Here is a 12,867-nt window from a genome sequence, read left to right on the forward strand (position 1 = left end):
CTTTCCTCTCCCGCTCGTTCGCCATGCCGTTCGCGCTGTCGATCAGTGCTTGCCGTTGAAGGGGTTCCAGTCGGGATAGAGGCTCTCGAGGTCCTGGGACATGGGTGTGGAGTAGACCGCGCCGGGATGTTCCTGGAGCGTGTGGATGCTCTTGGTGGTCAGATACGGGGGCCGCCCGCCGTGGACCCGCAGCCGGCCGCGGCTGTCGAGGCTGACGTACTGTTCGGTGCCCGCCCGTCGGCGGGCCGGCACCGGAAGGCGGTCGAGGGTGTGCGGCTGTCCGTCGGCGTCCACGACCTCGACCACGTACTGACTGGAACCGGCCATCGGAGGGACGGGGACGAGCAGCCCCGGCAGCGGCTCGCCGGAGCCGGGCAGAGTGTGGTCCGGGTGGAAGATCTCGGGCAGTCGCGCGCTCAGCGGGGTGCCGTCGTCCGCCCAGGCGGGGACGACCACGACCGGCTCGGTGCGCTCACCGAGCCGGTTGACGCCGTACATGCGGATGGTGCCGAGCAGGGCGGTGAGGTGACCCTCGGCCCCGAACACCGCGTGCCGGGTACCGGCCAGTTCGACGGTCTGGCCACCGGCGCGGTCGACCACGAGGTGTGCCTGGCGGCCGTTGCAGAAGTGCAGCCGGGGTTCGAGCCGCTCGTCGATCTCCACCTGCATCCGGATGCCGGGTTTGACGCCCTCCGAGAGCCGCCCCCACCACAGGTCGTCGTCGAGCTGGACGTCGTCGTTGATGGCCCTGCGGGTCACCGAGAAGGACCCCCAGCTCATGCTGACCCGCCCGTTGAGCGGCCGGTGCAGATCGAGCACCGGGCTCGCCGCGTGCCAGCCCGACCGGACGGCCAGCCGGTCGTTGGCGAGCGCCTCGTAGGGGGTGCCCACGGTGAAGACCTTCTCCAGGTCGTTGTCGGCCGTCACGAGACTGAAGTCGCAGGGGAGCGTGGGGCAGATGTCGCCGACCATGATGTCCACCGTGCTCGTCCGCGGGGCACTGCCGGGTCCGTCGGTCCACTGGTGCCGGGCGGCTCGGCTACGGGCGTGGGCCCAGGCGGCGCCGATCGAGGTCGCCTGCTTGGCGAAGGGCGCCTCGACCTCGATCGCGGCGGGGTTGCGGAAGAGCGGCCTGCCGTCGGGAAGCCTGAACGGCGCGATCTCGTCCGCGACGGACTCCTTCGCGAGGGGCATGGAGGTGCTGCGCCCCGAGAGGATGATCCGGTCCAGGGCGAGCGTCTCGTCGAGGGCGAAGCGGCTCTGCACCAGCTCCACCGCGATCGTGGCGGCCTCCCGGAACACAGGTGCCGCGATCCGGTCGAAGTCGTCCTTCGCCAGGGTGAGGATCTCCGGATCGTCGATCTGTTCGACCAGGTCCAGGACGGTGCGGCCGGGCCCTTCGGTCGGTACTCCCGACAGCCATTTGATGACATCGGGGCGGAGCGCGCGCCAGGGAACGGTGCCGTCGGCCCCGAGATGGATCTTGGCTTCCTCGGCCGCCGCCCACAGCGCGTGGAAGACGGGGTTCTCCCGGGCGTCACCGCGGGCCCAGCCGGTGGGCAGCACGTTCGCCAGGGCCGTGCGGACCGGATCCTGGGCCAGTCTGTGGGGGAGTTCCGAGCCGGACAGATGGGCGAGGACCGCCGGGGCCAGGCGGGGCGGTCCCGACGAGCCGGTCGTCAGGGATTCCGGGATCAGGTCCAGCAGCTCCCGGTAGGCGCCGGTGCCCGTCCCGGCGCCCGTCCCGGCGGAGCCCGCCTGCTCGGTCTCGTACGCCTGCCGCACCAGCCGGTCGATCAGGGTGGCCTTGAGCAGGTAGTACACCCGCAGGGTGAGGTAGTCGCCGCCGAGGTCCGGGTGGCCGGTGGAGCCGAGCACCTCCGGGCGCAGCTCGTAGCGCCGCCCTCGGGTGCGGGCCTCGTCGTCGGTCAGGGTGCCGCTGTAGTCGGTGAGGGTGAGACCGAGCAGGGCGATGTCGGTGGTGCCGCCGCCGATGTCGACGACGAGCATCGTCTGCCGCCAGGTCGGGAAAGGCCGGCCGGGCAACGGCCGGGCCGCGGCCCGCAGGGCCTCCACCCCGGAACCGGTGTTGCCGGAGAAGTCACGCAGGACGAAGAAGAGTCCGGCCGCGACCCCTTCGTCGTAGCTGACGAAGACCTGGCTCAGACCGGCCTTCGCGCGCAGCACGTTCTCCAGCCGTTTCTGCACGTCCGGCGAGGTCGTCGTCGGATAGGTGATGACGGCCTCGACCAGATGGCGCTGTTCCTGCGACTGCGGGTGGCGCGTCCTGGTCTCGACGGCTTCGATCAGCCGGACGAAGGCGAGCGCGACGAGGTCGTCCGAGTGATGGACCACGCCCTCGCCCAGCCGCGGCACGGGGACGCGGTCCGGACGCCGCAGCATCCGCTTGAGTCCGCGCAGCGACCCCGAGTGCTGGTCGGACAGGTGCAGGGCGCCGTCGCGGACGTTGAGCGCGCTGGCGACCTCGTAGGTGTCGGTCGTCTCGCCGAAGTTGATCCGCTCCAGGCCCAGCCGCTTCAACGGCGGTACGCGGAAGGCGCGGTCGTATGCCCGGAAGAGCCGGGGCACCAGCCAGTCGGCGTGCTCGGCGGTCCGGGCCAGGCGTTCGAGTTCCTGGGCGGTGCGCTCCACCAGCCGCCGGTCCGGGCCGTCGCCGCCGACGGTGAGCAGTTCGACGAGCCGGCTCGCGGTGCGCTCCGCTTCAGGCCGTGCGGACAGCACCGCCGCCGCGAGCTCGTCGGCTCGCCCGGTCCACTGCGCGGGAGGCTTGCGCAGGCCGTCCGCGGTGGCCGCGGAGCCTCCGGGCGAGGTGGTGTGGGGGCGCAGCGCGGCGGCGAGTTCGACGGCGAGGGTGCGGCCCTGGGCGGGGTCGATGCGCCAGGTGATGTTCTCCTCGCCGTTGTAGAGCGTGGCGGTCGAACTGGTGTTGCCGAAGTCCACGGCCGCGAAGTGCACGAAGACGGGACGGTCGCCGACGTGCCGGGGAATGCCGTCGAGGAGCGGCGCGGCCGACGGCGTGGCCGCCTCCGTGCTGAACGTGAGCTCCACGGGCGCGAAGTCCTCGCCCGAGACGCTCTTCTCGTCGTGGAAGGACAGCTTCCAGCTGATGGTGACACGCACGTCGCCGGCCGGAGTGCCGGGCGGGCGGACGACCTCGGCGGGAATGCTGAAGCCCGGGATGACCACCTGGCGGCCGTAGACCGGATGCTGGCCCGTGAACGCTTCGCAGATCCAGTTGTTCTCCAGCCACTGGCGCAGTGCGGCGGGGCCGCCCTCGGTCTGGACGACCGACAGCTCACGCGGGTATCCCAGCACCGCGTTGACGGCGTCCAGCGCCACGGCCGGCAGGGGATAGCGGCCGTCCTGCTCGACGCTGGTGAAGACCTGGTCGGTGCCGAGCAGTCCGGCCACCGGTTCGAAGGTGATGTTCAGGATGCTCACTTGTCGGCCTCCCAACGGCGCAGCACGGCACGCAGTCTCGGCCGAGGGCCGTGCTCTTGCTTGCTCTCGGCCTCGTCGCCGCGGGCGGCCGCGGTGACCATCTCCGCGACCTGGAGCTCGTCCGGTACCGCTCCGGCGTTCTCCTGGACCATGCTGATCATCTGGGTCAGGGCCGCCGACAGCATGTCCGCGAAGGCGGCGGCGGTCTGCTCGTACACCGAGGCGACGAGCCGGCTGCGGAACAGGGCGACCGCGTACTGGCTGCTCTCGGTGTTGCGCCGTTCGGGAGACGGATCGTCCTCGTACTCGTGGCTCCACGGCAGGACGTGCCTCTCCAACTGCGGGAAACCCTGCACGGGGGCCCCGCCGCGCGCTTTGACGAGCAGCCCGGCTCCCCCCTTGGCGGCTGCGGCGAGCCGTTCGGTCCGGGCCAGCACCTTCAGCTGGGTCAGCCGGAACGACGGCGGGACGCTCCGGTCCGGCAGCGCCGCGAACAGGCTCTCCAGACGTACGGCGGTCTCCTCGTCGGTCAGCCAGTCCCGCACCTCCCCGAACGCCTCCCCGCGCTCCGCCGCCCAGGACTCCGCCCACCGGGAGAGCTGCTCGAACGCGGCGTCGTACAGGGACCGTACGGTCTTCTCGTACTGCTCGTGGAAGGCGGCCGTGGTGTCCGCCTGACGCTCACGGGTGCTGCCCTGGAGGTGGTCGAGGAACTCCTGCCGCTCGTCGTCCGGCAGGAACTGCACCCACGCCGGTACTTCCTCCTCCTCCGGCTCGACGGTCTTCGTGACCACCCCGTCCTGAAGCGCGGCGTACAGGTCGCCCCACAGCTTCCAGGCGAACACCGCCGCGACGGTGCGCTCCTCCAGCCGGGCCAGCACCGAACCGCCGCCGTCCTGGCGGGCCTTGGCCGGGTTGCGCAGCTCGTGGAGGCTGGTCATCAGCTTCTCCGCCGCCGTCCGCAGCTGTTCGAACCGGGCCATGATCTGAGCGTGTTCGGGACTGCCGGCCGCGACCCCCCGGGCGCCGGCGCGCACTTCCACGGTGCGCCAGGCCCGATGGGTGCGCGAGAACTGCTCCTTGATGGTCTTCCGCTTCAGCCGGGCGCCGTGCTCCTCGATGTGCCGGGTGAGCAGCCCGCGCAGTGCCAGCAGTCCGCCGTCGCGGGCGTACTCGCCGAGCTGGTTCACCCAGTGGTGGTCGGGGTCGACGGCGGCGATGCGTCCGGCGAGCGTGCCCCACTCCCGACGCTTCCTGCTGATGTCGGCGACCTTCTCCTCGTTGAGCGCGGCCAAGTAGTCCGGCGCGCAGTCGAGTTCGGTGCCCTCGGTGGTCAGCGCGGCGAAGACGGAGACCGGCTGGAACCGGTCCCGCCGCTGGAACAACAGCTTGGCCGCGTCGGTCCGCAGGGAGTGCAGGTCGTCGGAGTGCTCGGTGACGGTGTCGCCGGTCGGGCCGACGCCGTCGGGCAGTCGGGGGACGGTCGCGGTGTCCCACTTGTTGAAGGCGACCAGGATGGAGTCCCGCAGGGCCTCCTGGTCCGGCCGCTGGGCCTCCATCATCCCGTAGAAGCCGGCGGCCAGGTCGGAGCCCATCAGTTCGCTCCGGGCCACCACGAGGATCGTCTCGACGTTCTTCAGCTGGGACAGGCACAGGTAGTCGTCGCGGCGCCCGGCCGCGCCCAGCCCGGGAAAGTCGAGCAGCACCGCGCCGCCGTCGTCGGACTCCACGGGCGCCCAGGTGCCGGGGCGCACGGTGACATCCAGATTGATCCTGCGGATGAGCGGCGAGACCAGCTTGCGCTGTTCGGTGTTCTCCTTCGGATCCGAGGTGAGGATCTTGGCCAGGGCTGTCCCGTCGACCCGGCCATGGGCGTGCGCGCGGCCAGGATAGGGGGCGCCGGGGTCCTTCGGCCGGCCCATGTCGGCCAGGGCCAGCGCGTTGTCGCGCGACAGCAGGACGGTGGTGCCGAGCAGCGCGGGCGACAGGCTGAGGGCCCCCTCGCTCAGGGCGTGCAGTTCCCGCACCCGGTCGCGGATCTGCTCGTTGTCCTCCGGCGCGGCCCACAGGGCGCCGCGCGCCCAGGTGTCGAAGCGCTGCCAGGTGCCCGGGTCCCGCCAGACGGGGAGCCCCGCGGCGGGCGCTTCCTCCGCGCCGGGACCCGGTTCCGTCGCGGTGCCGCCGAGCGCCTCCAGGAATGCCTGCAAGGGGCGGCGGTCGAGGGACGCCTTCGCTCGTCTGAGGTCCTCGCCGAGTTTCTCGCCCATATAGGTCAGGCAGGCGACCACCTCGGCCGGGCTGAGCAGTTCGAGCGTCGCCTGCGGATCCAGCGCGGTGGCGTTCCCCTCGGGACCGGGGCGCAGCCGCAACGCGGTGACCTGCGCGGTGGAGGCCCGTTGTGCCACCGGCAACAGGTCGGGCTTGCCCAGGATCGCGCCGATCACAGTGGACTTGCCCGCGGTGAACTCACCCACCACGCCGATCGTCACCGGTGTGACGGCGACCGTCTCCAACTCGTCGGTGTGCTGAGTGGCGTTGGTGTAGTCGTCCAGAGCCTCTTCCGGGATGTCCCGCCAGCCGTCGACGGCTTCGCGGACCTCCCGGACGAAACGCACGGCCTGCGCCGGGTCGTCCCATGTCACCTGCGGTCTCCTCAGAGGTAGTGCTCGGTACGGACCCGCGCTGGGCGGGTGGGGTGTTCGGCTGTCGGTGGTCGGCCGTGGCGGCGCTCAGGAGTAGTAGAAGAAGACCTCCATGCGCAGGGTCCCGGAGGCGCCGCTCAGCTTGATGTAGCCGCGGTAGAAGGCTGTCGCGCGGGGCAGCAGCGGGTGATGGCTCTGCTGGATCGCCTTCGCCGCGGCCTCGGCGTAGGTCGTGCTCGGACCGGATGTCGCCGCGCAGTTCGCGCAGCCGCCGTCCGTGCCCCAGACGAAGATCATCGCTCCGCGTCGCTTCTCGCCCGCCAGCACCCGGTCCACCTCCTTGGCGATCCGGCGTACCGCCTTGTCGTGGGCGGCTCCGCCGGGGCCCCGCAGGGCGTCCGCGACACTCTGGTCGGTGAGCAGGGGCAGGTTCCTGCTCACCGGATCCATGCCGGACCGGTTGGGGGAAGGCTTGGCCGGCGACGCCGAGGTCACGGATGTGGTCGGCGCCGAAGCGGACGCGCCGGGCGAGGGATCGGGGTCCTCGGCTTCGGTGGCGTGGATGCTCTGGCCGCCGAGCACGATCAGGACGAGGACGAGGAGCAGGTCGGCGAAGAGCCACCCGGCGAGGTGCGTCGGTGCCGGGCCCTTCATCGGCCGCCGTCCGGTCCGTCGTTCGGTCCGCCGTCCCGGCTGCCGTGATGGCCGTCGGCGGGGCGGTCTTCGTGGTGGCTGTCATGGCGGCCGTGGTGGCGATCGTCGTCGTGTGGAGCCTCCTGCGGGTGGTGCGGCCGATGCGGGTGCGTCGGTCCGGCCGTCGAGGGCGGCTCGGCCCGTGGTTCGTCGCGCTCCTGGTCCCCGGGCCCGGTCACTCGCTTGTCCTGTGGCTGGTCCCAGGGTCCAGTCCGCAGCTCGTCCTGTGACGTGTCCTGCGGCTGGTCCCCGGGTCCAGTCCGCAGCTCGTCCTGTGGCTTGTCCTGCGGCTGGTCGCGTGGCCCGGTGCGCGGCTTGTCCCGAGGTGCGTCCTGTGGCTCGGTCCGCGGATCGCGCGGGAGGGTCGAGCGGGGCGCGGGGCGGCGGCCCGGCTCGGGGGAGATGCCCGGCGTGCCGGTCGGGCGGGGCTGGGTGAGGTGGACGGTGCCGTTGACGGCGCCGACGAGTGGATGGCCCGCGTGGCCTTCCCCGTTGACGTCGACGTCGACGGGGGCCGCGCCGATCGGGGGTCGGCCCGCTGGGCCCGCTCCGTCGGCCGGACGCTCATGGGGCGGGTGCAGTGCCGTCTCGTGCAGGGTGTGGACCGTGCCGTCGAGTCTGCCGACCGCGTCGGTCAGCCCCGTGAGGGCCGTCTCGACCCCACCGCCGGCCTCGTGGAACCGCCGGCTGAGTTCCACGGCGGCGGTGGCGATGGCGAGTTCGTAGGTACGAGCGATCCGGTCGGCGCCTTCGCCCAACGCGTACTGCAGCCATTCGGCCAACCCGCCTCCGGCGGAGCCCAGTCGGGAACTGGACCGGTCGAGGGCCGCCGCCGCCACCCGCACTTCGTCCAGCAGCCTGGTCAGTGAGGCACCGGCCTGCGCCGAGGCGTTGCCGACGAGCCGTTCGCCCTGCACGGAGGCCCGGTCGAGCGCCTTCTCCACCTGTGTGCCGAGGCCGTTCATCTGCCGGGTCGCGGCGTCGGACAGCGCGGAGAGCGTCCGCACCGCCTCGTCGGTCAGGGCGGACACGGTCCGGACCGCCTCGTCCGTCAGCGCCTCGACCCGCACCGACGAGGTCTCGGCCGCGCGTCTGATGTCACCGGATGCCCGGGCTGCGGCCTCCGCGAGCCGGCTGCGGGCCTGTTCGATGTCCTCCTTCACCAGCCGGCTCATCGCCTCCGCCGCCGCGGTGGTGCGGTCGGTGGTCGCGGTCATCCGGTCGCCGGTGCCGCGCAGCCGGGCCGCCGCGTCGTCCAGCGCGGCCGCGGCGGAGGCGAGCTTGGCGGTGTCCTGCTGCGCCGCGCGCAGCAGCTTCGCCGTGATGTCGGCGAGGTCCCGGCTCTCCGCGTGCGTGCGATGGGCCGACTCCAGCAGGGGGGTCAGCTGGGCGGCGGCCCTGCTCAGCTCGGCGGCGAAGCGGGCCGGGGTGTCCATCCGCAGCGGCAGCAGGGCCAGTTGGGCCTGGGTGAGCAGCGGATGCAGCAGCGCGGTCGCTTCCTCGGTGGCCCGTTCCGCGGATCTCTCCTCCGCGCGGCGCACCAGCCCCGCGGCGAGTGTCGCGAGGACGAGGACGACGAGGGAGGCGATCGTCCACCACACCTGCGCGCCGAAGGTGAGGGCACCGCTGAGATGACCGGCGAATCCGTCCTGCCACAGGTCGAGGAACGTGCGGCCCTCGGCGATACGGCGCCCCTCCGCGCTGGAACGCAGTTGCTGGTAGGCATGGGTCGCCCGGCTCAGGCCGTACCAGGTGACGGCGAGCGGGAGGAACACCAGGAGCGAGGGGAGCAGTCCGAGCACCGCCCGCAGCCGTGTTCCGCGCTCCGCCGCGATGGGGGTCCGGTAGGTCTCGGTGCGCCCGAAGAGGGTGAACAGGTCGAGCTGGGCCCAGGTCTCCGGGCCGGCGTCCAACGCCTCGGCGGCCGCGCCCGCTTCCGGCGGCGGCCCCGCGTGCGTGTGCCGGTCGAGGGCCGTGGCCAGTCCCAGCAGACCGGATCGGTGGATGGTGAGGGCGGGCAACCCGGCTGCGGCCCGCAGTCGCTCTCCGAGGCTTTCTGGCAGCCCGACGTGACGCACAGTTGTGTCCCCCCGTCAACGAGGCCGGTATGCGCCTTTTGACGCCTCGCTGGGTGACCAAGTGTGGAGGCATGGTGGAGGATGTGGCAAGACATAGGCTGAAAAGCATGCTGAATGACCGCTGTTGGTCATTCGCCTGTTTCAACCGCGTACGTCTGTCGCCTGTTTGACGTCCGTTCCCGTCGCCTGACGGCTGACGCCTGACGCCTGACGGCTGACGCCTGACGCCTGACGGCTGACGGCTGACGCCTGACGCCTGACGGCTCACGCCTGACGGCTCACGCCTGACGGCTGACCGCTGACGGCTGACGGCTGACGCCTGACGCCTGACGCCTGACGCCTGACGGCTCACGGCTCACGCCTGACGTCCGTTCCCGTCGGCTCACGCCCGTCGGCGGGCCGCCGGTCCGGGCTGGGCGGTGACCTCGGCGGGGGTCAGCGCGGCCCCCTCCATGGAGCACTCGACGACCACCCGCACGGGGGCGCCGCACTCGGTGTGGTGGATGTCGAGTACGGCGCCGTCCGGGTCGGCGGAATGCGTCTCGCCCCACTGGCGCAGCGCCACCAGGACCGGCCACAGGTCCCAGCCCTTGCGGGTGAGGTGGTATTCGTTGCGGGAACGGCTGCCCGGTTCCCGGTAGGGCACGGGCTTCAGTACGCCTGCCGAGGTCAGCTTGCGCAGCCGGTCGCTCAGCACCGCCTCCGACAGGCCCAGGTGCCGTCGGAAGTCGTCGAAGCGACGGACCCCGTTGGCGGCGTCCCGCAGGATCAGCAATGTCCACTTCTCCCCGACCACGTCGAGCGTGCGCTGGACGGGGCAGTTCTCGGTGCTCACCTCAAGCCAGTCCATCCGTCCATGGTAAGCATCTGGCTTCGCCGTTGACAGTCAGATCGCGGCACGGCTAGCTTTGACGGACGAAGCCAGATCAGGAGGCAGTGCACCGTGGGACGGACACGTACGTACGAGTGGGACGACCCCGCGGTCACGGCTGAGGCCGCGATGCGGAGCGCCGGTATCGACTTCCTGCGCGAGATGCAGGCGGGGCGAGTGCCGGGGCCGCCCATTCTCGCCACCCTGGACTTCTCGCTCGACGAGGTGGAGCCGGGTCGGGTGGTCTTCTCACTCACTCCGGGCGAGGAGCACTACAACCCGATCGGCAGCGTCCATGGCGGCGTCTACGCCACCCTGCTGGACTCGGCGGCGGGCTGCGCCGTCCAGTCCACGCTGCCGCACGGCGCGGCGTACACGTCCCTCGACCTGACCGTGAAGTTCCTGCGGAAGATCACGGTGGACACCGGCAGGGTGCGCGCCATCGGCACCGTCGTCCACGGCGGTCGCCGGACCGCGCTCGCCGAGGCCCAGCTGCTCGACGCGCGGGACCGCCTGCTCGCCCACGCCACCAGCAGCTGCATGATCTTCCCGGTGCCCGACGCGCGCACCTGAGCGGCCCGGAGGCGCGGGGCGCCCGCACCGACCCGTGGAGGGACGCGCAGCGGCGTGGCGTTCCGGGCGGGGCCCGTCGCACGATGAGGATGGCAGCCAGCAGGAATGCGGATACCTGCCATCCTCATCCGCGAGGCTCGGCCCGGAGGTAGCTGTGACGGTGCGTCGTGTCGGCTTGGTCGTGCACGGAGGGCGTGAGGAAGCCACGCAGGCCGCCCGGTCCGTGCGTGGCTGGTGCGCCGACAACGCCGTGCAGTGCACCGACATCGACGTCTGGCGCGACGGCGGGCGCCACAGCGCCGAGGAGGAGGTCGAGTCCGCGGGGGATCCCGACCTCATCGTCACCCTCGGCGGTGACGGAACCTTCTTGCGGGGCGCCCGGCTGGCCGCCGAACACGACGCGCTGGTGCTGGGCGTCGACCTCGGCCGGGTGGGGTTCCTGACGGAGGTCCCCGTCACCGTGGTGTGCGCGGCGCTGGACGCCGTGCGGGACGAACGGCTGACCGTCGAGAGCCGCATGCTGCTCACCATGCGCGCCTCACGCATGCTGGAGGTTCCCTCCGACATGCAGGAACTTGTGCGTTACGGCCGTGGCCCGATACTGCCACCGCCGCGGATCCGCGTCGACTGCGATTCCGGTGACGACTGGGGCATCGCGCTGAACGTGGCGGCGCTCAACGACGTCGTCGTGGAGAAGCTGGCCAGGGACCGGCAGGTGTCGGTCGGCGTCTACATCGCGGGCCGGCTCCTGGCGTCCTACTCCGCCGACGCGCTGCTGGTCGCGACCCCGACGGGCTCGACGGCCTACAGCTTCGCGGCCGGCGGCCCCGTCGTCTCCCCCCGAGCCGAGGGCCTCATCTTCACCCCCGTCGCCCCGCACATGGCGTTCAACCGCTCGGTGGTGGCCGCGCCCGACGAGCCGATCGCGCTGCGCGTGCTCGAACGGTCGGGCCAGGCCGCCGTCAGCATCGACGGCCAGCTCCGGGGCGTGCTCGACCCGGGGGACTGGATCGGCGTGTACGCGGCTCCGCGCCGGCTGCGGGCCGTCCGGCTGGGGCCGATGGACTTCTACGGCCGTCTGCGCGAACGCATGAACCTGACCGACGCCCCCGCCGCGGTCGCCGACGGCACCCCCGCCCCGCTGTGGCCGGTGACGACCCCGCCGCCGGCGGACCTCGCGCACCTGGCGCTGCCCCCGGGCCCCGGAGACGCGTCACTGGACCAGGCACTGGAATGCCCGCCGACCGGCCCCCAAGACCGCTGACCGCTGGCCACTGATCCCTGATCCCTGATCCCTGATCCCTGATCACTCACCACTGACCACCGACACGCTTCGAGGACCGCGTCTCACGGACCGTGCCGACGTGGTCCCGCCGCGAAGGCTGTGCTTCGGAGTTCCCTGGTCGTGGTCCCGTCGCGAAGGCTGTGCTTCGGAGTTCCCTGGTCGTGGTCCCGTCGCGAAGGCTGTGCTTCGGAGTTCCCTGGTCGTGGTCCCGTCGCGAAGGCCGTGCCTCGGAGTCCCCTCGTCGTGGTCCCGCCTCAAAGACCGCTGATCACGCTGTTCTCCCCGTAGGCGACCGCGTCCGGGTGCCCGAAGAGCCCCGGCAGTCCTCCCGTGTGGACGAACACGGTCGTCCGGCCCGGCCGGATGTCGCCGTCCCGCACGGCGGCCATCAGCCCCGCTATGGCGCGGCCGGTGTAGACCGGGTCGAGGATGATCCCTTCCGTGCGGGCCGTGACGGTCAGCGCGGACTTGACCCCCTCCGTCAGGGTCCCGTAGCCGGAGCCGATCTGGTCGCCGCGGATCCTCAGCCGCTCGGGCCGTACGGGTTCGGGCAGGAGGTCCGCGACGAACGCGGCCACCACCGGCGTGGGGTCGCCGAGGGCGCCGGTGTCGACTCCGATGACGCGGTCCGGGCCGAGCGAGGCGACCAGCCCGGCCATGGTCGCGCCCGATCCCAGCGCCACAACCGCGGTGTCGAGGTCGGGCACCTGGTCCATCAGTTCCTCTCCGCACCGGACGTACCCCAGTGCCCCCACCGCGCTCGAACCGCCGAAGGGGATGAGGGCCGGGCGCGCACCCTCCTCTTCGAGGCGTGCGCACACCGCCGTGGCCGCCGCGTCCAGCGCCGCCCGGCCGGAGGCACCGGACCACACGACGCGGGCGCCGAGAAGTCCGTCGAGCACCAGGTTGCCCGACTGCGACCCGCTGCCGGTCCCCGGGAAGACGAGGACGGAGCGAAGGCCCAGACGGGCGGCCGCGGCGGCGGTCAGACGGGCGTGATTGCTCTGCGGAGCCCCGGTGGTCACCAGCGTGTCCGCTCCGTCGGCGAGCGCGGCACCGACGGTCCACTCCAGTTTGCGCACCTTGTTGCCCCCTCCGCCCAGGCCGGTCAGGTCGTCCCGCTTGATCAGCAGGTCGTGCCCGCCGAGCCCCAGCGCGGCCGCGAGCCGGGGCAGTGGCTCGACGGGCGTCGGCCAGATGCCGAGCGGGACGGGGGAGGGGGAGCCGGAGGCGTCATCGGTGGTGTTCACAAGGGACAGCGTC

Annotated in this window: 8 protein-coding genes; 2 read left to right on the forward strand and 6 right to left on the reverse strand. The window is 72.1% G+C overall.

The features are described 5' to 3' along the window. Positions 1 to 42: 42 nt before the first annotated feature. The 5 genes from ACFV0T_RS15140 to ACFV0T_RS15160 form a co-directional block, all read right to left on the reverse strand. The gene (locus ACFV0T_RS15140; RefSeq protein WP_385778499.1) at positions 43 to 3,462 is read right to left on the reverse strand and encodes a hypothetical protein; all 3,420 of its coding nucleotides are present in this window, start codon (positions 3,460 to 3,462) and stop codon (positions 43 to 45) included. Beyond that, positions 3,459 to 6,104, reverse strand: a complete 2,646-nt coding sequence (locus ACFV0T_RS15145) for a dynamin family protein (protein WP_385778501.1) — start codon at positions 6,102 to 6,104, stop codon at positions 3,459 to 3,461. Before ACFV0T_RS15145 ends, ACFV0T_RS15140 begins: the two co-directional genes overlap by 4 nt. Before the next feature lie 87 nt (positions 6,105 to 6,191). Then, the gene (locus ACFV0T_RS15150) at positions 6,192 to 6,758 is read right to left on the reverse strand and encodes a hypothetical protein (RefSeq protein WP_385778503.1); all 567 of its coding nucleotides are present in this window, start codon (positions 6,756 to 6,758) and stop codon (positions 6,192 to 6,194) included. Beyond that, positions 6,755 to 8,875 carry a hypothetical protein gene (locus tag ACFV0T_RS15155; protein ID WP_385778505.1) on the reverse strand — a complete coding sequence of 707 codons (2,121 nt, stop codon included), beginning with the start codon at positions 8,873 to 8,875 and terminating at the stop codon, positions 6,755 to 6,757. Before ACFV0T_RS15155 ends, ACFV0T_RS15150 begins: the two co-directional genes overlap by 4 nt. Before the next feature lie 382 nt (positions 8,876 to 9,257). Continuing rightward, on the reverse strand, positions 9,258 to 9,725 hold the full coding sequence (locus tag ACFV0T_RS15160; RefSeq protein ID WP_385778507.1) for a winged helix-turn-helix transcriptional regulator: 468 nt from the start codon (positions 9,723 to 9,725) through the stop codon (positions 9,258 to 9,260). A gap of 93 nt (positions 9,726 to 9,818) precedes the next feature. On the opposite strand from ACFV0T_RS15160, the gene ACFV0T_RS15165 reads away from it, so the two are divergent. Further along, a complete protein-coding gene (locus ACFV0T_RS15165) occupies positions 9,819 to 10,319 on the forward strand; it encodes a PaaI family thioesterase (protein WP_385778509.1) in 501 nt (166 codons plus the stop codon). A gap of 154 nt (positions 10,320 to 10,473) precedes the next feature. Further along, positions 10,474 to 11,583: an NAD(+)/NADH kinase gene (locus ACFV0T_RS15170; protein ID WP_385778511.1), complete on the forward strand. Its 1,110-nt coding sequence runs from the start codon at positions 10,474 to 10,476 to the stop codon at positions 11,581 to 11,583. Between the two features lie 275 nt (positions 11,584 to 11,858). Here ACFV0T_RS15170 and ACFV0T_RS15175 read toward each other — a convergent pair whose 3' ends face one another. Beyond that, positions 11,859 to 12,854, reverse strand: coding sequence for a pyridoxal-phosphate dependent enzyme (locus ACFV0T_RS15175; RefSeq protein ID WP_385778513.1), 996 nt, complete (start codon positions 12,852 to 12,854; stop codon positions 11,859 to 11,861). Positions 12,855 to 12,867: the final 13 nt, after the last annotated feature.

Source organism: Streptomyces sp. NPDC059582 (assembly GCF_042735715.1).
GTDB lineage: Bacteria > Actinomycetota > Actinomycetes > Streptomycetales > Streptomycetaceae > Streptomyces.